Consider the following 19,168-nt stretch of genomic DNA (forward strand, 5'->3'; position numbering starts at 1 on the left):
TCCCGCACGAGAGCGCCTGATCCCGCGCGAGCGCCTGTTCTCGCGGGGCCGTCGGGCGGGTCAGCGCGGGGTCAGCGCGGGGTCAGCGGGGGCGGCGGCGACCCAGGAAGAGGGCGCCCAGCAGCGGCAGCACCGACACCCACAGCAGCGTGATGCCCAACGGTGGGAGCGGATCGACGAGCAGCGCCCCACCCACGAGCATCGCCGCGAACAGGACCCCGGAGGCGATCCGTCGCGCGATGCCCTCCAGCCGGTCGAGCCGCCGCTCCAGGCGGGAGGTGTCGAAGGACACATTGCCGTCGTCGACGCGGGTGATGATGTCGTCGATGCGCTTCGGGAGCCGCCAGGTCGTGGCCGCGTTCGCCATCGCCTGTTCCGCCATGTCCTGCATGAGGGTGCCGGACTCGTCCCGGAGCAGCCGCGCGGCATACGGCTCGGCCGCGTCCCACACGTTGAACGCCGGGTTCAGGGCGCTGCACATGCCGGAGGTGAGGGACACGGCCCGGATGAGGAGCAGCATGTCCTCGGGGAGCTGCAGCGGGAGCCGGCGCACCATGTCGCCGAACTCCTCGGCGAAGTCGGTGAACTCCCGCGGGTCCACGCGGCTCAGCTCCGCGAAGCCCATCCCCCCGAAGCGCGCGAAGAGGGCGGTCAGCGCCCGCTCCAGCTCGCCGGTGTCGGCGGTCGGCAGGAGTACGCCGATCTCCTTCGCGGCGCGGACCAGGCCCCGGCTGTCCCGCGCGGTCACCGCGATGAGCAGCGTCCGCAGTCCCTGCCGGAGGTTGTCGGAGACCTCGGCCATCATGCCGAAGTCGATGAACGTGAGCCGGAAGCCCCCCTGAGCTCCTGAGCCGCCCTGGGCCCCTGAGCCGCCCTGGGCTCCTGAGCCGCTCTGGGCTCCTGAGCCGCCCTGGGCCCCTGAGCTCGTCGAAGGGACGGGCGTGACGAAGATGTTGCCGGGGTGCGGGTCGGCATGCACGAACCGGTGCGTGAAGACCTGGTCGAACATGACCTCGGCGAAGGCATCCGCGACCGCGGAGGGGTCGATGCCTGCCGCTCGGAGAGCCGCGGTGTCGTTGATCTTGATCGCGGTCACGTCGGACAGCGTGAGCACCCGGCGGGTCGTACGCTCCCAGACGATCTCGGGGGCGGCCACACGCGGGTCGTCGGCGAAGTTCTCGCGGAACCGCTCGGCGCTGCGGGCCTCGTGGAGGTAGTCGATCTCCTCGAGGCTCGTCACGGCGAACTCCTCGACGAGGGCGGGGGCGTCCACCCGGTCGGCGACGATCCGGACCCGGGTCAACCACCGCGCGACCCGGCGGAGGGCGGCGAGGTCGACGGCGACGATCTCGTCGATGCCAGGGCGCTGCACCTTGACCACGACCTCGTCGAGCCCGGTGTCCTCGGCATCGAGCGACGAGAGGCGGGCGCGGTGCACCTGGCCGAGGGATGCGGCCGCAACCGGGGTGTCGTCGAACCAGGTGTACACACGCTCGAGCGGCATGCCCAGCTCGGCCTCCGCGAGCGCCCGGATCTGCGGCGTGGGCACGGCCGGGACCTCGTCCTGCAGCCCCTCCAGCTCCGCCGTGATCTCGGGCGGCAGCACGTCGAGGCGCGAGGACATGAACTGCCCGACCTTGATCATGAGGCCGCCGAGATCGACGGCGAGCGCATGGAACCGCCGCGCGAACCGCTGCATGCGGCGGGCGCGGGTACGCTCGGCGACACCACGCAGCCCGAACCGCGGAAGGACGAGCTCGAACCACCAGATCGCCACGAACTCACGGCTCGCGAAGGACAGGATGCGGCGGTACCGGGCTCGGTGAGGACCCTGTGCCGCCGCTGCTGTCATCGCGTCATCCTTCCGCCGTTCCGCGCCGGACGCCGCACGACGCGGTCAGTCCTGGGCGAGGATCGTGTACAGCCTACGGCGGGCCTCGTCGAGCACCTCGATGGCCTGCTGCACCTGCTCCGGCGAGCCGCTGCGCCCGACCTGCGCGGCCGCGGCGGCGAGGTCGACCCCGGCCTTGGGCAGGGCGCTGTAGCGGGCGTCGCGGCTGCGGTCCTTGTCGGAGGACGGCACCCACGGCGGGGTCTCGGTGCTCTCCGCGGCGACGGCACGGCCGGCCTCGGTGAGAGCGTAGGTCTTGCGGCCGTTCTGCTCCTCGGCCTCGATCAGGCCCTCGTCGGCGAGGAGCTGGAGCGTCGGGTAGACGGAACCGGCGCTCGGCTTCCAGGTGCCGCCGCTGCGCTCGGCGATCTCGTTGATGATCTGGTAGCCGTGCATCGGTCGCTCGACGAGGAGCGAGAGGACGGCGGCGCGCACGTCGCCGCGGGCCATGCGGGATCCGCCGGAGGGGCGCGACTCGAACGACTTGCGCAGCTGGTCCATCGCCTCGAACAGCGCTCCGGCCGGACCCTGCGAGCCGCCGAAGAGATTGCCGAGGCCGCCGACGAAATCGCCGCTGTTGCTGCCGTTGCTGTTTCCGCCGAACGGGGTGGAGGGGAATGCGTTGTTCATGATGACCTCCCAGTCGTGAACGATACTCAACGATATATCGTTAACACTGAACGCGGGGTGGGAATCCGGATTCAGACCGGCGCGAGCAGCGCAGCCCCGGTGACGGTCGCATCGATCCCGAGCTCCGCGGGTCGCACGCGGGCTGCCGTCGGCCCCGGCATCGCCGCCGCCCGGTACGCGCGGGCGACCTCGGCGAGATAGCGCTCCCCGATGGCCGCCACACCGCCGCCGACCGCGATCACCTCGACGTCGAGAAGCGCCTGCGCCCCGGCCAGCGCGCGACCGAGGAACCGCGCCCCCTCCGCGATCACCTCCTCGGCGACCGCGTCACCGGCGCGAGCGGCCGCGTCCACCTCCCGCAGCGTGAGCGCCGTGCCCGTGCGCTCCCGGTACGTCTGCTCCAGCCCGGGGCCGGAGGCGACGGCTTCGACGTGTCCGACTCCTCCGCAGCCGCAGCGACGCCCGGCCAGCTCCGGAGGGAGGGCCAGTTCGGTGTGCCCGACCGACCCCGCCGTGCCGGTCACGCCCGCGCGGAGACCGTCCGGGAGCACGACGGCTCCGCCGATGCCGGTGCCGACGGTGACCATCAACAGCCCGCACGCTCCCCGACCCGCCCCTGCCGCGGCCTCCGCGACCGCCGCCGCGTGCACGTCGTTCACGACCGCCACCGGCACATCGAGGGCGTGGATGAGCGCCGCGCGCAGCGGGAAGCCCGCCCAGCCGCTGATCGCATCGGTCGCCGAGGTGATGCCGCCGTCCTGATCGACGACCCCGGCGGTGCCCACACCGACCGCCGCGACCCGCTCCGCACCGCGGACCATGTCGATCGCATCGACGACCGCCCGCACGATGGCCTCGCCGCCCTCCCTGGCCGGAGTGGACAGGGTGCGCACGGCGGTGACGCGACGGCGTCCGCCGTCCGGCTCCTGCCGGAACCCGGCGACGGCGATCTTCGTGCCGCCGATGTCGACCCCGACGATCACGCCCGCTCCGTGGCGGCCGGCGTCGCGGCGACGAAGCGGCGGGTGAGGGCGATGGGATCGGTGATCGCCCCGCCCACGACGACGGCGAAGGCCCCGGCGTCGAACGCCGACCGCACCTGCGCGGGCGACTGGTAGCGCCCCTCGGCGATGGCCGGGATCCCCGCGGCGGCGAGCGCGGCCACGAGGTCGAGGTCCGGTTCGTCCTGGCGCGGCGAGTGCGGGGTGTAGCCGGACAGGGTCGTGCCGACGACCGCTGCCCCCGCCGCCCATGCGCGCTCGCCCTCCGCGACCGTCGACACGTCGGCCATCACCGGTCGCCCCGTCGCCGCGGCGATCTCCCCGATGAGCCGGAAGTCCGCGCCGAGCTGCTCCGCCGTGGCGTCCACCGCGATGATGTCGGCCCCGGCCTCCGCCAGCCCCGTGGCGAGCGCAAGCTCCGGGGTGATGACGTTGCGGACGCCGTTCCAGATCTTGTGGAGTCCGATGATCGGCACGTCGGTGACCCGACGCACCCGGCGGATGTCCTCCGGCCCGTTGAGCCGCAGACCGCTCGCGCCGCCGAGGAGCGCAGACTCGGCGAGCGCACCGATGACGTCGGTGTCCCTGGCGGGGGCGCCCGTGGAGGCCTGGACCGAGGCGACGAGCCGGCCGCGGAGGAGAGCGAGGGAATCGTGGGTCACTTGAGGGCTCCTGCACTGGCGCCGCCGATGAAGAACTTCTGACCGAGGAGGAAGATCGCCACGGCCGGGAGCGTGAACATCACGCACGCGGCCATGAGCGGCCCCCAGGCCACGTCGTTCTCCCCGAAGAAGGCGTACAGACCGATCGACAGCGTGTACGTCGACTGGTCGTTGAGGTAGATGAGGGGATTGAGGAAGTCGGTCCACGCCCAGACGAACTGGAAGATCGCGGCGGTCACGATGGCCGGACGCGCCAGGGGAAGGACGATCGTCGCGTAGGTGCGGAACTCCGAGGCGCCGTCCAGACGGGCGGCCTCGATGAGCTCGTCCGGTACCGCGAGGAGGAACTGCCGGATCATGAAGATGAAGAACGGCGTGCCCAGGAACGCGGGGACGATGAGCGGGAGGTAGGTGTTCGTCGCCTCCAGCCCGTTCCACACGAGGAACAGCGGGATCAGCGTGACCTGCGGCGGCAGCATCATCGTGGCGAGCACGAGGATCAGGAGCGGCCGGGCACCGCGCCACTTCACCTTCGCGAGGGCGTAGGCGACGAGCGGACACGAGATGACCGTGCCGAGGATGCTCATGCCCGAGACGAAGAGCGTGTTGGCGAGGTAGCGCCACACCGGGATCTGCGCGAACGCCTCGGCGAAGTTGGCCGTGGTCCACTCGGCGGGCAGCAGGGTGGGCGGCGAGGAGAACACGTCGCCGGGCGTCTTGAACGCCGTCGACAGCATCACCAGCAACGGGAACAGGAACAGCAGCGCGAGCAGCGTCACCGCGATCTGCTGCCGGACGCGGCGGAGGGTGCGACGGGGGCGGCGCACCGGAGCGGAGATGTCAGCGTGCGCCATCGTGGACCCACTTCCTCGAGGTCGCGAGCACGATGAGGCTCACGACGAGCGTGACGATGAACAGCGTCCACGCCATGGCGGAGGCGTAGCCCATCTTCAGGAACACGAAGGCGTTCTGGTACAGGTACATCGCGTACGAGAGCATCGACTGCCCCGGGCCCGACCCCGCCTGATTCAGGCGCTCCTGCGACAGGATGTACGGCTGCGTGAAGATCTGCAGGAATCCGATGATGCTCACGATCACCTGGAACAGGGTGACCGGGGAGACCGTGGGCCAGGTGACGTTGGTGAAGCGGCGCCAGGCGCCTGCGCCGTCGAGCTCGGCCGCCTCGTACAGCTCCTTCGGCACCTCCTGCAGGGCGGCGAGGTAGATGATCATGGTGCCGCCCACGGTCCACAGCGACATGAGGATGATGGCGGGCTTCGTCCACTCCGGCTGCTGCAGCCAGGCCGGTCCCTCGATGCCGAACCACGAGAGGAAGTGGTTGATGAAGCCGTACTGGGCGTTCAGGAGCCAGCGCCACAGGTAGCCGCCGACGACGACCGGCACGATCGACGGGAGATACACGAGCGCGCGGTACAGCGGCTGGCCCCGCACCGGGGTGTTCAGCAGGTGCGCACCGGCCAGGGCGATGCCGATCGCGAGCGGTACGCCGAACACCGTGAGCACGGCCGTGTTGGCGAGGGACTTCCAGAACACCCCGTCGGCGAACATCTGGGTGTAGTTGTCCAGCCCCACCCACTCGGGCGCCTGGAACAGGTTGAAGTCGGTGAAGCTGTAGTACGCCGACGCCGCGATCGGATAGGCGAACAGGAACAGGAAGCCGACGATGAACGGCGACGCGAAAGCCAGGCCGATCAGCGTGGTCCGGCGGCTGCGGCGCCGCCGGACGGGAGCGCCGGGTCCGGCAGGAGCGTTCTCCTGCCGGACCCGGGGTGCTGTTGCCGTGGTCACGAGGACCGGCTCACTTCGAGGTGTAGGAGGCCATGCGCTCCTCGACGGTCGCGATCGCCTCCTCCGGGGTGGCGGTCAGCCGCACGACCTCGTCGAACGCGGTCGCGAGGTCCGTCGCGTACTCGGCGCTGTACGGACGGCTGGCCAGGGACTTCGCGTTCGGGGAGGACGCGGCCTCCGCCCAGACACCGAAGTCCTGCAGCTCGTCGAACGCGGCGCTGCCGGCGAGGGAGGAGCGGCCCGGGAGGTTGCCGAGGGCGACGGCGAACTTCTCCATGGGCTCGTCGCTCACGAGGTAGGCGAGGAAGGTGGCCGCCTCCTCCTTGTGCTTCGAGTTCGCGGGGATGAACAGGGTGCTCGCGGTGACCTGCGTGCTGTTCTCCAGGTCCGGCGAGGCGGCGGGGATCGCGGTCACGCCCCACTCGAAGTCGGGGGCGATCTTGGCGGCGCTGGCCGACCGCCACTCGCCGTCGATGATCATGGCGACCTGGCCGCTGAAGAACGGGTCCTGTGCGGAGAGGTACTCGCCCTGTCCGGACACGAAGGTGGCCATGGCATCGGCGCCGACCGGCTCGATCACGTTGTCCTGGTACCACTGCAGGGCCTCGAGGTTGCCGCCTTCCGCGGGGGTCGGGCCGTCCTCGCCGTCCCAGCTGCCGCCGAACGCGTAGCCGAGGGTCGTGAGGGTGGTGCTGTCGTTCGCCGAGCCGAGACCGAGCTGCGTGATCTTGCCCGAGGCGTCCTTCTTGGTGAGCTTCGGGATGGCGGCGGCGAGCTCGTCCATCGTCGTCGGCGGGGTGACCCCGGCCTCCTCCAGCAGCTGCGGGTTGTAGAGGAGCTGGAAGCTGTGGATCGCGATCGGCAGCGAGTAGATCGTGCCGTCGTAGGTCATCTGCTCCATGGCGCTCGGGACGAAGTCGTCGACGTCGATGTCCTCGGCGGCGATCGCGTCGTCGAGCGGCGCGAGGATGCCCTTCGAGGCCCACGCGCCGACGGTGTTGCCGAAGTTGTCGGAGATGTCGAAGGAGCCGTTCGACGACGACATCGACGTGAGCTGCTTCTGGGTGTCGGGGCTGGAGACGCCCTTGACGACAATGTCATCCTGGCTGGCGTTGAAGTCGGCGATGATCGCCTCCAGCGCCTTCGCCTCCTCCCCGCCCCACAGGTACGAGAACGTGATCTCGGTGGGGCCGTCGGCGTCGCCGCCGCCACCGGCGCAGCCGCTCAGGGCGACGACCGTCGCCGTGCCCAGCGCCCCGGCGACCAGGACGCGCCGGCGCATGTTGTGCTTCACGTGCATGGGGATTCTCCGCTCATCGTTGACCGTGCAAAGGATTGGAATAGACCAATTAAGAACCGCTGAGAGGAGACATTGACACAAACCGGGGTGATCGTCAAGATTGGGTTAGTCCAAACGAGGGGGAATCATGTCGGCGATCGAGGGCGTCACGAAGCACGAACGCGTGCGGCGGCATCTGGAGCAGGTCATCGATCAGGGCCTCGCACCCCACGAGAAGCTGCCCACGGAGCGCGAGCTCGCGGAGTCGCTCGAGGTGAACCGGCAGACCGTGCGTCGCGCCCTCGACGAGCTCGAACGGGACGGACTGGTCTATCGGCTGCAGGGGGCGGGCACGTTCGTGAGCGCCTCGCGGATCAGCAAGGCCTTCGAGCTGACCTCGTTCTCGGAGGACATGCTCGCCCGGAACATGCGACCGGGCTCCCTCTCCGTCGACGTCGGCACCGCGGCGGCCGGGCAGACCGCAGGGTACGCCCTGAACCTCAGCCCGCAGTCCCCCGTCGTGCGGATCCGCCGCGTCCGGACCGCCGACGACATCCCGATCTGCCTGGAGGTGTGCTCGATCGCGGCCGACGCCGTGCCGGGCCTGGAGGACGGCATCGTGGGCGACTCGCTCTACGACGACCTGCGCACCCGGTTCGGCATCACCGCCGTGCGCGCCGACCAGGAGATCCATGCGGTCGTGCTCGACGAGGAGCAGGCCGCCGCGCTGCAGACGCCGCCGTTCTCCCCCGCGTTCCTCGTGAAGCGCACGACCTATGACGCCCGCAGCCGCCCGATCGAGTACGCCGAGTCGGTGTACCGCGGCGACCGCTACTCGTACCTCGTCTCCATCGCCCGCCCCTGATCCCCGACGACTCCCGACCTGCGATCCCCTTCACCGACGAAAGGCTCCTCGTGTCCGACCCGACCCTCCGCCCGCGCATCGCGTTGCTCCCCCTCGACGATCGGCCGGTGAACGTCAAGCTCCCGGGCGACGTCGCGGCCGTCGCCGGAGTGATCCTCGACGTCCCGCCCGCCGAGATCCTCCCCTCGTACCGGACCGCGGGCGACGCCGACGCGTTGGGCGGGTGGCTGCGGGAGCGGGCGGCCGACCCCGCGACGGTGCACCTGGTCGTCTCGGTGGACATGCTCCTCTACGGCGGTCTGATCGCGAGCCGCACGAGCGACGACACCACCCGCGGCGTGCTGGCGCGTCTGGACGTGCTGCGCGAGGTGCGGCGGATGCGGCCCGACCTGCCGATCTCGGCGGTGTCGCTAGTGACCCGGGCGAGCAACTCCTACTCCGCGGCCGAGGAGCCGACCTACTGGACGGAGCACGGCAAGGAGATCCACGCGCTCGGCGGCGACGCGCACCGACTGCTCGGCGAGACCGAGGTGCTGCCGCTGGACGACCTGACTCCGGTGCCCGCCGAGGTCGTCTCCGACTACTCGTCTCGACGGCTGCGCAACCATATCGTGAACCTCTCCGCGCTGGGACTCATGGAGGACGAGACCCTCGACTTCCTGGCGATCACCGCCGACGACACCGCCCCCTTCGCGGCGGGCAGCGCAGAGCAGGTGTGGCTCCGGCACTGGATGCGGATGCTGCCGTCGGGCCGGCGTGTGCTGATGTACCCGGGGGCCGACGAGGTGGGCGCCGCGCTCGTCGCCCGGGCCCTGGCGGCGAACGCCGGGGTGACCGCCTCGTTCTCGGTCGCCTGCGCGGACGCCGACGGCATGGAGCGCGTCCCGCCCTACGAGAACATGTCGCTCGCGGCGTCGGCGAGCCGGCAGATCCGCGCGGCCGGCGCCGAGGAGGTGGCCGCCGGAGGCGACGTCACCCTCGTGCTGCACGCCCCCGACCCCGACCGGCACGACATGTTCCGCGGGCGGCCCGAGGTCGTCGATGCGGACGCCGTCGCGGGGACGGTCGCTCTCGTGCGGGAGCGTCTGGACGCCGGGGAGCACGTCGCCCTGGCGGATGTGCGGTACCCGAACGGCGCGGACGAGGCGCTCGTGCGCGCGCTCGCCGAGGCCGGACTGCTCGGCCGCCTGGAGGCTTTCGGCGGGTGGAACACCGCCGGGAACACGCTCGGCAGCGTCGTCGCGGTGGCCGCCGCCGGCGTCGTCGGTCGGGCCTCGGGCTCCTTCGACGACCGCGCCGCGCGGATCGCCCTGCTGACCCGCCTGCTCGACGACTTCGCCTACCAGGCCGTGGTGCGCACGGATGCGGGGCCGTCCCTCTTCCCTGACATCTATCCGATGGCCGACGACGCGCAGGTCGCGACGGCGGAGCGCGTCATCCGCGCCGAGCTGACGGGCTTGCTGGAGTCGATGCTTCCCGCCGACGACGTGCGGATCGAGGAGCTGACCCTCCCCTGGCGGCGCTCCTTCGAGATCGGTCTCACCCTGCGCTGACTCCTCCGCGGCGCCGGCATACACCCGCGACCGCCGCGAGCCTGGCGCGCTCCACAGGAAGGGATGGTTGGCTGGAACCTCCGGCGGGGGAGATTCGAGCCGGGTACGACCACAGGGGGGACGGCGTCCATGAGCAGTACGACCGGGCACGAGGCGGCGGGCAGCCGAGTGCGGGTGAGTGTGGTGGTGCCGGTGTTCCGGCCGAAGGCGTCGTTCGACGACCTCATCGCCTCGCTCGACGCCCAGACGCTGGATCGGGAGGCCTTCGAGGTCCTGCTCTGCGACGACGGCTCCGGGGAGGAGACGGCCGCGCGGCTGGAGAGCATCGCGAAGGATCGCCCTCATGTACGGGTGCTGTCGCTGCCGCACTCCGGCTGGCCCGGCACTCCGCGCAACCGCGGCGTCGAGGAGGCCAGAGGGACGTACGTGCAGTTCGTGGACCAGGACGACTGGCTGTATCCGCGCGCACTCGAGCGGCTGTGCGACTACGCCGATGAGCATGGGTCGGACGTCGTGGTCGGCAAGGAGGTGGGCATCGGACGGAAGCTGCCCGCCAAGATCTTCCAGCGCGACATCCCGCACGCGGTGCTCGGCGAGGACCCGATCCTGGAGATGCTGACGCCGCACAAGATGTTCCGGACGGCGTTCCTCCGCGAGCACGGCATCCGCTTCCCTGATGGCAAGGTGCGACTCGAGGACCACCTGTTCGTGATGCAGGCGTACTTCGCGGCCGACACGATCTCGGTGCTCGCCAGCGAGCCCTGCTACGCGTGGGTGAAGGAGCCCGGGAGTGCGAGCTCGTCGCGCATCGACCCCGAGTCGTACTTCCCGCACCTGGAGACCGTGCTCGATGTCGTCGAGGCGAACACGGAGCCCGGGAAGGTGCGCGACCGGCTGCTGCGGCACTGGTTCCGCGGCAAGATCCTCAACCGGATCGCCGGACGACGGATGGTGAAGTACCCGGCGGAGTACCGCGACCGCCTGCTGGACGTGGTGGTGCCGCTCGCGCAGCGTCGATTCGGCCCCGGCGTGGATGCGGGGCTGTCGTTCCCGCAGCGCATCCGGGCGGCTCTGCTGCGCGCCGACCGCCGGGATGACCTGCTCGCCTTCGCCGCGTTCGAGGCGGACACGACCTGCACGGCCACCGTGACCGCGGCGCGCTGGTCGCGCGGCGGGTTGCAGCTCACCGTGCGCGTCCGTCTGCTCCGGGACGGCGAGGAGGCGTTCGTGTTCGAGACCGTCGGTTCCGCCGACCGGCTGGTCTCCCTGCCCCCGTCGGCGACCGAAGACCTCCCCTCCGGGGTGCTCAACGCTCGCAAGGAGCGTCGCGCTGACCGCGTCGACCTCGTCGCGCGGGATACGCCGACCCCCGGACAGGCGCCGGAGTCGACGGCAGGCTCGGAGCGCAAGATCGGCGGCCGACGCCCGAAGCGCCTCGACGCGGTGCCGATCGCCCTGGACCCGATGAAGGCGTTCCGTGAGGACGGCGCTCGCGACGCCGACCTCACCGTGGCCGTCCGCTACGCCGGGTGGATGTTCACCGCCCCGTTGACAGCGGCGCCCGACGTGACGGCACACCTCGGCAGGTCCCCGCTTCTCGCGGGCCGTCGGGTCGAGCTCGTACGGAACGAGGACGGCAGCCTGCGGCTGCGCCGCGAGTGGCCGGGCGGCGCCTGGCGCGACGCCCTCGCACGAGCCGCCCGCCGCGTCCGCTCCCGACTTCGCCGCTGACAGACCGAGCGTCGCGCGCCCCCTCCCTTCGGGCGCCGACCAGCTGTGACCCCGACACCCACCACCGCGAGCAGGCGCGGCCCAGTCACGCTGCGACATCGAAGCGCGCCCGTCCGCCCAGCCGCGGTGTGCGCTGCGGGTCGACCCACCGCGGCGGAAGGAACCACGGTCGGCCGGTCACGCCGGAACCCTCGATCACGATCTCCCACCCGTTGTCGTGGATACGGTGGTGGCAGGTCTCGCAGAGCAGGATCCCGTTCGAGAGATCCGTCGGACCTCGATCTCGCTGCCACCAGCGGAGGTGGTGAGCCTTCGTCATCCCGGGCGGGAGCCCGCACATGGCGCACCCGCCATCCCGCTCGGCGAGGGCCAGTCGTTGGGCTCGGGTGAAGAGGCGCTTCTCGCGGCCCCAGTCCAGTACCTCGCTCGCACCGCCGAGGACGCAGGGGATGACGCCCCCGCTGGCCGCCATCCGCCGGGCGGCACCGATGTCGATCACCTGGTCGAGCCCGTCGACCGTCGCCGACCCGGTTCCCGCCTGCAGATCGTCCAGCGATACCCGAACGATCACCGTCGCCCCGGCGAGCGGCACCCGATCGCCCTCGCACCCGAGCACGTGCGCGCAGAAGAGGGACAGCGCATCGGCCTGGATCATCGCGACGGAGCGCCGATCCGCGTCGGGCGACTCCGCATCGGGGGCTTCGAGGCGGGCGGCGAACACGGCAGACACGTGCCCGCGGATCGCGGTGACGACCGGCGCAGCGGACTCGACATCGAGCTGCGCGTGCAGATGCACCATGCCGTCACGTTCGAAGATGCGCAGTCCACGCCGACCGCGCTGTTCCTCCGCCCGCGGCGCCACACCGTCGGGGTCGAGCCACGCTTCGGCGCGGAGGACGAGCTTGCGCACCGCATCAAGCTCGAGCCCTTCGGCTGCGGCGGTCAGCACGCGTTCCGCCTCGGCGATGCGCTCCACACCGGCGGCCACGCGGCAGCGATCGAGGAGAGCGACGAGGAGACCGATCGCTGGCGCTCCGAGCACACCCGACGCGAGTGCTTCCCGGAGGAGCGGATACCGCGCGGGCAGCGGCGCGCCGAGCAGATCGCTTCGCGGCGCGGTCGCCTCTCCGACCTTCACCAGGCGCTGCGCCCCCGCCGTCGAGATGCCCGTCGTCGCGGCGATGAGCTTCGCCGCCGTGCGGTACCCGCGTTGCTTCGCCAAGCTGTCGGCCCCGAGCTCCGCGCGCGACTCCCGGGCGATGCCGGCGGCCACGTCGACGTGGATCGCATCGAGCCGGCGCTGCAGAAGTCCGATCGCGTCGGCCACCTCGACGAGCTGCACGCGGGAGAGCTCGGCGACATCGCCCGCGGCGCCCCACGCCTCGTCGAGGCGATCCATCGCCTCGCGCAGTCCGGACGTTTTCGACATGCTTCATTCTATCTCGTCAGGCCTCGACTTTCGAAGTTATGTTCGAATGCATGCCGGCATTCTGCAGCGTTCCCGCCCGCCCCTACGCTCCCGAAAACGAGTCAGGGCGGCAGTCGCGACGGCGCCTCCGCGCCCCGCGCACAGGCGACGGCTCCTCTCGGGCGTCTCCCCTATGGATCGCGAGGCGAACGGACGCCGATTCGGCGAGGTCGACGGGGCGCATCCTCGCCGATGCCCACGCGGCGGGAAAGATCACGGGCCGTGTCGATCGGTCCGACGATCGCGCGTGCGCATCAGCACGCGACGACACCACACGTCCCGAGCAGGACAGCGGCGGCGGGATCAAATCACAGCAACCCGCCCTGTCAGGAGGGTGAGACGCCCGGGTGGAACGAGTCTAGAACGGCAGGTCGCGAGACCCCGGTGGGGCGATGAGGATGCCCGTGATCTTGCCGAAGCCGTTGTAGGCAACGCGGCCGATCCACTCTCCGGCCTCGTGGTGCAGGGTCACCTGCACGATCGCTCCGTTACTCAGGTGCCGGTTGGCGAGCGTGCTCAGCGGCGTACTGCCGTCCGCCGTCTGTACCGTCGAATCGACGCAGGCTTCGAGGCGGCCGGTGTCACTGCGGATCTGGTCCCACACGCTCATCAGTTTGCGCTTGGTCAGCGCGCGACCGCAGGCGTACGTCATGTGTGCTCGCACCGCCTCGTAGTCGCCGGCATCCAGGTGTGCGAATACCGCGCTCGTGCGATCCGAGAGGTCTGTCACCGGCGCTGCCATCATCTCTCCCTCACCCTTGGTGCCGAACCGCTTGAACGCTGCTTGTCGGCTCACGCCGAGCGTGGCGCCGATCTCTTGCCACGAGACGCCATGCGAGCGCGCGGTGGAGACCGACTCCTGCAAGCGCTCACGCGAACGCCGGACCAACTCGTCGGCCTGACGGATCATCAGGACCTCGTCATCCGAGCGAGACGGCGCTTCTCGTCCGCCAGCGTCGACGAGGGAGGCGAGGTCGGCAAGCGACAAGCCGCTGGTCGATGATCCATCCATGAAGCGAGCCTATGGACCTGACTCGCGAGCGTCAACTAAAGGATGACATTCACGAATCCCACTCGTTCACCTCGTCGCATCCTCGCGTTCACGCCGCGCGCCTACCTTGAGTGCGGACGCGCGACCGCGCTCACGAAACCAGACAATCTTTGTGCCTTCACCACAAGAACCGGTAGTGTCGCATCGACACACCTCGAAGGCGAGAAAGGGACGAACATGGCCGACAGGCAGCAGAGGCGCTGGGCGCTCATCGGATTGACGGCCGCGGCGGCGATCGCGCTCACCGGATGCACAGCGGGCGGCGACGGAGACGCGGGCGACGGCGGCGGCAGCGACGGCGACACCCTCATCGTCTACACGAACTCGAACAGCGACGGCCGCGGTGAGTGGATCACCGAGAAGGCGGCGGACGCGGGCATCGACATCGAGATCGTGGGCCTCGGCGGCGCCGACCTGACGAACCGCATCATCGCGGAGAAGAACAACCCCGTCGGCGACGTGGTCTTCGGCCTGAACAACATGTTCTTCGAGCAGCTCAAGACGGAAGAGGCCATCACGGCCTACGAACCGAGCTGGAGCGGCGAGGTCCCCGCAGACGCCGGCGACCCGAAGGACGGCGCGTTCTGGCCGCTCGTGGAGCAGGCGATCGTCACGGTCTACGACGAGAACCGCATCAGCGACGCTCCGGCGGACCCGGACGACCTGTACACCGATGAGGAGTACGCCGGCCGCTACGAGGTCAACCCCGCGCTCGGCCAGGCCACCCCGCAGCTCGTGCTCGCTAGCATGCTCACCCGTCACCTCGACGAGGACGGCGACCTCGGCGTGAGCGACGAGGGCTGGGACCTGGCGAAGTCGTACTACGCCAACGGCTCCCCCGCCGTGGAGGGCACCGACCTCTACGCCCGCATCACCCGCGACGAGGTGGACTACGGCGTGCTGCCGTCGAGCGGCATCTCCGCCCGCGACGAGGAGTACGGCACCAGCACGGGCATGATCGTCCCCGAGTACGGCGTCCCCTACGTGACCGAGCAGATCGCCCAGATCAACGGCACGGACAACGAGGAGAAGGCCCAGGAATTCATCGACTGGTTCGGCAGCGCCGAGGTCCAGGGCGAGTTCGCTGCGGAGTTCAACGCCATGCCCGTGAACGAGGGCGCGGTCGAGAAGGCCAACCCCGAGGTCGTCGAGCTCATGGGCACGCTCGACCGTCAGGACATCGACTTCGGCTTCGTGAGCGAGAACCTCGGCGCCTGGGTCGAGAAGGTCACGCTCGAGTACATCGGCTGACCCGCGCAGTCCCGCACCGGCAGAGAGAGAAGACGATGATCCGTTTCGACGACGTCGAGGTCGTGTTCGGCGACCACCGTGCGGTCTCGCACCTCGATCTGGAGATCCAGGAGGGTGAGTTCTTCACCCTCCTGGGTCCGTCCGGATGCGGCAAGACCACCGCCCTGCGCACGCTCGCGGGGTTCATCGAGCCCACCCGCGGCCGCATCCACATCGCCGGCCGCGACGTGACCCGGGTGCCGAGCGAGAAGCGCGGCGTGGGCATGGTGTTCCAGAACTACGCCCTGTTCCCGAGCATGAACGTACGGGAGAACATCGCGTTCGGCCTCTCGGTGCAGAAGGTGTCGAAGGCCGAGCAGCGGCGGCGCGTGGACGAGGTCGCCGACCGCACCGGGCTCGCCGCGTCGCAGCTCGAGAAGAACGTGGCGGAACTGTCCGGCGGTCAGCAGCAGCGCGTCGCCATCGCCCGGGCGCTCGCGCTCACCCCCAGCATCCTGCTGCTCGACGAGCCGCTGTCGAACCTCGACGCCAAGCTCCGCGTGCAGCTGCGCGAACAGCTCAAGGAGCTGCAGCACGAGGTCGGCGTGACCACCGTGTACGTCACGCATGATCAGGAGGAGGCGCTCACTCTCAGCGACCGGATCGCCGTGCTCGACGCCGGGACGCTGCAGCAGGTGGGCACGCCGGAGGAGATCTACGACCGCAGCGCGACGCCGTTCGTCTGCCGGTTCATCGGCGAGAACAACCGCCTCACGCCCGCGCAGCTCATCGCGATCGGCGCCGGCCTCGATGCTACGGCCGAGAGCTACGTGCGGCCGGAGAAGCTGCACCTGGCGTCGCCGTCCGAGGCCACCGCCGGCGGCACGGCGTCGCTCGACGGCACCGTCGCCGAGCGCACGTACCACGGCAGCCACAGCGTCTACACGGTGTCGGCGGCCGACGCGACGCTCCGGGTGAGCGTGCCGGCCGCGGCGAGCGCGCACCGCTGGGACGTCGGCGATGCCGTGCGCATCGACGTCGATCCGCGGTGGATCCTGCAGTACCCGGCGGCGTGACATGAGCGCTCCGCAGAACGACTCCCGCCCGGTGCCTCCGCCGTCCGCGGCGATGACCGACACCCCCGGCGCGCTGACGACCGAGGCGGCCGAGGCGGGCACCGCGACGAAGCCCCGCCTCCGCCGCGGCCGTCCCGGCAGCGTGCGCGCGATGCTCCGCTCGCCGCTCGCCTGGGTGACCGGCATCGTCGTGATCTGGTTCGCCGCCGCCTTCCTCGTGCTGCCGAACGCCGAGCTGCTCGCCGCGACCTTCTTCCCGGACGGGCAGTTCAGCATCCGCGCCGTCGAGAAGCTGCTCGGCAGCGAGCGCGCGCTGAAGACGCTCGGCAACAGCTTCCTCCTCGCCATCACGCTGTCCGTCACGGTGAACGTCGTCGGAGTGTTCATCGTGCTGGTGACGCAGTACTTCCAGGTGCGCGGCGCGAAACTCCTCTGGCTCGGCTACGCCACGACCCTGATCTACGGCGGCATCGTGCTCGCCGCCGGCTACAACTTCATCTACGGCAAGTTCGGCTTCATCACGAACCTGATGGTGAACATCTGGCCGGACATGAACCGGGACTGGTTCTCCGGCTACTTCGCGGTCGTCTTCGTGATGACGTTCGCGACGACGACGAACCACATGCTGTTCCTGTCCTCGTCGCTCGGCAAGGTGGACTACGCGTCGATCGAGGCCGCGAAGCTCATGGGCGCCTCGACCTGGACGATCCTGCGCCGCATCGTGCTGCCGGTCATGAAGCCGATGCTCTTCGCCGTCACGGTGCTGACGTTCCTCATCGGCCTCGGGGCCCTGACCGCGCCGCTCGTGCTCGGCGGACCGGACTTCCAGACCGTCGCACCCCTCATCATCGACCTGTCGCGCAGCCCCATCACCCGTGACATCGCGGCGCTGCTGGCGATCGTGCTCGGTGTCGCGACGATCATCCTGCTCGCGATCATGAACCGCGCCGAGAAGTCGGGTGTGTACTTCTCGGTGGCGAAGGTGGCGACGCCGATCCAGAAGCAGCGGATCCGCAACCCGTTCGCGAATGCCGTCGTGCACGTGGTCGCCTACCTGCTCTGGGTGATCTACCTCATCCCGGTCGTGCTCATCGTGATCTTCTCGTTCGTGGACGCGCGGAGCATCCTCGCCGGATCCATCACGCTCGACAGCTTCACGCTCGACAACTACATCACCGTGTTCTCCAGCGCGGCGGCCCTCCGGCCGTTCATCGTGAGCGTCGTCTACAGCGCCCTCGCCGCGGTCATCGTGGTGGGCGGGCTGCTGTTCGTCGCGCGGATGATGCAGAAGCACCGCAATCTGCTGACCACGGCCATCGAATACGTGCTGCACATCCCGTGGATCCTGCCGATCGTGCTGATCGCGCTGGCCTTCGTGATGGCGTTCGACGCCCCGCAGCCGCTCGTCGGCAACATCGTGCTCACGGGGACGCCGGTGCTGCTGCTCGTCGCGTACATCTGCGTGAAGATCCCGTTCACGCTGCGGCTGCTCAAGGCCGGGTTCGCGTCCGTGCCGGACTCGCTGGAAGACGCCTCGCGCATCCTCGGAGCCCGCTCGCTGACCACGTTCCGGCGCGTGCTCATCCCGCTCGTGCTGCCGACCGCGGCCGCGATCACGGCGCTGAACTTCAACAGCCTGCTCGACGATTACGACGCCGCGATCTTCCTCTACCACCCGCTGTACAAGCCGCTCGGCGTCGCGATCCAGGAGAGCACGCGCGGGGAGAACAACCTCGACGCGATGCCCATCACGTTCGTCTACACCGTGCTGCTCATGATCATCATGGGTGTCACCATGTATCTCGTGTATGGACGAGGTTCACGCGCCGGAGCGCCCCGCCGACGGAAGCAGCGCGCATGAGCGGGGCGGATGCCGGGACGCCCGCCCTGCGGGTCACGATCAGCGACGTCGCCGCGGCAGCCGGAGTGTCCCGCGCGACGGCGACCAGGGCGCTGAAGGGCGAGGGCCGGTTCGCGCCGGAGACGCAGGAGCGCATCCTGGAAGCCGCCGAGCGGCTCGGATACGTGCGCAACACGATGGCCGCTGAGCTCGCCGCCGGACGCACCGGCACCGTCGGCCTCATGCTGCGCGACGCGAGCAACCCCGCGTACGGTCTCCTCTTCTCCCGGTTGCAGGAGGAGGCGCATCAGCGCGGCCTCGACCTCGTGACCGTCACGATCGGCGCCGACGAGCAGGGCGCCAAGCAGGTGAATGCGCTGCACCGGCTGCTCGGCATGCGGGTCGCGGGACTCATCGTCGCCACCGGCGGCATCTCCGCGGCGCAGCTCGAGCCGTTCGCCGACCAGGTGCCGATCCTCCGTGCCGGGCGCGTGGAGTCGGCGGGCCGCATCCACACCGCCCACTACGACGACGAGGGGCACGGGCGACTGCTCGCGGAGCACATCGTCGCGCTCGGGCACCGGACCGTCGTCGTGCTCGCCGGAAGCCCCGACGCGTCGTACCCCGAGCACCTCCGCGCGCTCGCGATGCAGGAGGTCCTGACCGCGGCGGGCGTCGCCGTGACGATGATCTCCGCCGGCGCGCGTCCCGATGACGGCGTCGACGAAGCCCTCGCCGCCGTGCGAGCCGGGGCGACCGCCGTCATGTGCGCTTCGGACTACCGGCAGCTCGCCGTCATGCGCGCCGCCCGCGCGGCAGGCCTCCGCGTGCCGGAGGACGTGAGCGTGACCGGGTGCGACGGCATCCTGCCCGGCGCCGATCTGCTCGGGCTCACCACCCTGCGGATCCCCGTGGAGGCGGTGGCCGCGGCCGCCGTCGAGACCATGCAGCAGCTGCTCACCGCGGACGAGCCGGAGACGCTCGTGCGCCGCTCGTTCACGGGAACGCTCGTCCCCGGATCCACGGCCGCCGCCGTCTGACATCTGCCCCGACCTGCCTTCGTCCGCCGACCAGGAAGAGAC

The 19,168-nt window shown here is 70.3% G+C and carries 16 protein-coding genes; 7 read left to right on the top strand and 9 right to left on the bottom strand.

All coding sequences use genetic code 11. The features are described 5' to 3' along the window. Nucleotides 1-82 precede the first annotated feature (82 nt). From AB1285_RS14075 to AB1285_RS14105, 7 genes are all read right to left on the bottom strand, one after another. Entirely contained in the window at nucleotides 83-1,852 is a 1,770-nt protein-coding gene (locus AB1285_RS14075; RefSeq protein WP_370428084.1) for an ABC1 kinase family protein, read from the bottom strand. 45 nt (nucleotides 1,853-1,897) lie between these two features. After that, nucleotides 1,898-2,521, bottom strand: coding sequence for a PadR family transcriptional regulator (locus AB1285_RS14080; RefSeq protein WP_187663001.1), 624 nt, complete (start codon nucleotides 2,519-2,521; stop codon nucleotides 1,898-1,900). A gap of 71 nt (nucleotides 2,522-2,592) precedes the next feature. After that, nucleotides 2,593-3,504 (bottom strand): ROK family protein, encoded by a 912-nt coding sequence (locus tag AB1285_RS14085; protein WP_370428085.1) that lies wholly within the window; start codon nucleotides 3,502-3,504, stop codon nucleotides 2,593-2,595. Then, nucleotides 3,501-4,184, bottom strand: a complete 684-nt coding sequence (locus AB1285_RS14090; protein ID WP_370428086.1) for an N-acetylmannosamine-6-phosphate 2-epimerase — start codon at nucleotides 4,182-4,184, stop codon at nucleotides 3,501-3,503. The genes AB1285_RS14085 and AB1285_RS14090 overlap by 4 nt, the downstream gene beginning before the upstream one ends. Then, complete coding sequence (locus AB1285_RS14095; protein ID WP_370428087.1) at nucleotides 4,181-5,038, bottom strand: carbohydrate ABC transporter permease; 858 nt, start codon at nucleotides 5,036-5,038, stop codon at nucleotides 4,181-4,183. The genes AB1285_RS14090 and AB1285_RS14095 overlap by 4 nt, the downstream gene beginning before the upstream one ends. Beyond that, entirely contained in the window at nucleotides 5,025-5,993 is a 969-nt protein-coding gene (locus AB1285_RS14100; RefSeq protein WP_187662998.1) for a carbohydrate ABC transporter permease, read from the bottom strand. The genes AB1285_RS14095 and AB1285_RS14100 overlap by 14 nt, the downstream gene beginning before the upstream one ends. Before the next feature lie 10 nt (nucleotides 5,994-6,003). Continuing rightward, complete coding sequence (locus AB1285_RS14105; RefSeq protein WP_370428088.1) at nucleotides 6,004-7,293, bottom strand: ABC transporter substrate-binding protein; 1,290 nt, start codon at nucleotides 7,291-7,293, stop codon at nucleotides 6,004-6,006. A 127-nt stretch (nucleotides 7,294-7,420) separates the two neighbouring features. On the opposite strand from AB1285_RS14105, the gene AB1285_RS14110 reads away from it, so the two are divergent. From AB1285_RS14110 to AB1285_RS14120, 3 genes are all read left to right on the top strand, one after another. Next, nucleotides 7,421-8,137, top strand: coding sequence for a GntR family transcriptional regulator (locus AB1285_RS14110; RefSeq protein ID WP_259951856.1), 717 nt, complete (start codon nucleotides 7,421-7,423; stop codon nucleotides 8,135-8,137). A 50-nt stretch (nucleotides 8,138-8,187) separates the two neighbouring features. Next, nucleotides 8,188-9,690: a DUF4127 family protein gene (locus AB1285_RS14115; RefSeq protein WP_370428089.1), complete on the top strand. Its 1,503-nt coding sequence runs from the start codon at nucleotides 8,188-8,190 to the stop codon at nucleotides 9,688-9,690. 129 nt (nucleotides 9,691-9,819) lie between these two features. After that, on the top strand, nucleotides 9,820-11,421 hold the full coding sequence (locus AB1285_RS14120) for a glycosyltransferase family 2 protein (RefSeq protein WP_187662994.1): 1,602 nt from the start codon (nucleotides 9,820-9,822) through the stop codon (nucleotides 11,419-11,421). Nucleotides 11,422-11,506: 85 nt separating this feature from the next. On the opposite strand, the gene AB1285_RS14125 is transcribed toward AB1285_RS14120, so the two are convergent. Together AB1285_RS14125 and AB1285_RS14130 are read right to left on the bottom strand one after the other, a co-directional pair. Continuing rightward, nucleotides 11,507-12,850: an HNH endonuclease signature motif containing protein gene (locus tag AB1285_RS14125; RefSeq protein WP_370428090.1), complete on the bottom strand. Its 1,344-nt coding sequence runs from the start codon at nucleotides 12,848-12,850 to the stop codon at nucleotides 11,507-11,509. A gap of 397 nt (nucleotides 12,851-13,247) precedes the next feature. After that, nucleotides 13,248-13,901, bottom strand: a complete 654-nt coding sequence (locus AB1285_RS14130) for a hypothetical protein (protein ID WP_370428091.1) — start codon at nucleotides 13,899-13,901, stop codon at nucleotides 13,248-13,250. A 216-nt stretch (nucleotides 13,902-14,117) separates the two neighbouring features. Between AB1285_RS14130 and AB1285_RS14135 the strand changes: the two genes are divergently transcribed. From AB1285_RS14135 to AB1285_RS14150, 4 genes are read left to right on the top strand one after another with little or no spacing between them, the layout of a single operon-like run. Next, complete coding sequence (locus AB1285_RS14135; RefSeq protein WP_370428092.1) at nucleotides 14,118-15,191, top strand: extracellular solute-binding protein; 1,074 nt, start codon at nucleotides 14,118-14,120, stop codon at nucleotides 15,189-15,191. A gap of 35 nt (nucleotides 15,192-15,226) precedes the next feature. Next, complete coding sequence (locus tag AB1285_RS14140; RefSeq protein WP_370428093.1) at nucleotides 15,227-16,246, top strand: ABC transporter ATP-binding protein; 1,020 nt, start codon at nucleotides 15,227-15,229, stop codon at nucleotides 16,244-16,246. Nucleotide 16,247: 1 nt separating this feature from the next. Beyond that, nucleotides 16,248-18,107 carry an ABC transporter permease gene (locus tag AB1285_RS14145; RefSeq protein WP_327036732.1) on the top strand — a complete coding sequence of 620 codons (1,860 nt, stop codon included), beginning with the start codon at nucleotides 16,248-16,250 and terminating at the stop codon, nucleotides 18,105-18,107. Continuing rightward, nucleotides 18,104-19,126 (top strand): LacI family DNA-binding transcriptional regulator, encoded by a 1,023-nt coding sequence (locus AB1285_RS14150; RefSeq protein ID WP_370428094.1) that lies wholly within the window; start codon nucleotides 18,104-18,106, stop codon nucleotides 19,124-19,126. Before AB1285_RS14145 ends, AB1285_RS14150 begins: the two co-directional genes overlap by 4 nt. Nucleotides 19,127-19,168 lie beyond the last annotated feature (42 nt).

Source organism: Microbacterium sp. NRRL B-14842 (genome assembly GCF_050470785.1).

Excerpts from the sequence above, each read along its gene's own strand:
- AB1285_RS14080 (WP_187663001.1), bottom strand. The coding sequence starts at position 2,521 with ATGAACAACGCATTCCCCTCCACCCCGTTCGGCGGAAACAGCAACGGC.
- AB1285_RS14120 (WP_187662994.1), top strand. The coding sequence starts at position 9,820 with ATGAGCAGTACGACCGGGCACGAGGCGGCGGGCAGCCGAGTGCGGGTG.
- AB1285_RS14075 (WP_370428084.1), bottom strand. The coding sequence starts at position 1,852 with ATGACAGCAGCGGCGGCACAGGGTCCTCACCGAGCCCGGTACCGCCGC.
- AB1285_RS14095 (WP_370428087.1), bottom strand. The coding sequence starts at position 5,038 with ATGGCGCACGCTGACATCTCCGCTCCGGTGCGCCGCCCCCGTCGCACC.
- AB1285_RS14130 (WP_370428091.1), bottom strand. The coding sequence starts at position 13,901 with ATGGATGGATCATCGACCAGCGGCTTGTCGCTTGCCGACCTCGCCTCC.
- AB1285_RS14140 (WP_370428093.1), top strand. The coding sequence starts at position 15,227 with ATGATCCGTTTCGACGACGTCGAGGTCGTGTTCGGCGACCACCGTGCG.
- AB1285_RS14105 (WP_370428088.1), bottom strand. The coding sequence starts at position 7,293 with ATGCACGTGAAGCACAACATGCGCCGGCGCGTCCTGGTCGCCGGGGCG.
- AB1285_RS14135 (WP_370428092.1), top strand. The coding sequence starts at position 14,118 with ATGGCCGACAGGCAGCAGAGGCGCTGGGCGCTCATCGGATTGACGGCC.
- AB1285_RS14125 (WP_370428090.1), bottom strand. The coding sequence starts at position 12,850 with ATGTCGAAAACGTCCGGACTGCGCGAGGCGATGGATCGCCTCGACGAG.
- AB1285_RS14150 (WP_370428094.1), top strand. The coding sequence starts at position 18,104 with ATGAGCGGGGCGGATGCCGGGACGCCCGCCCTGCGGGTCACGATCAGC.
- AB1285_RS14110 (WP_259951856.1), top strand. The coding sequence starts at position 7,421 with ATGTCGGCGATCGAGGGCGTCACGAAGCACGAACGCGTGCGGCGGCAT.
- AB1285_RS14145 (WP_327036732.1), top strand. The coding sequence starts at position 16,248 with ATGAGCGCTCCGCAGAACGACTCCCGCCCGGTGCCTCCGCCGTCCGCG.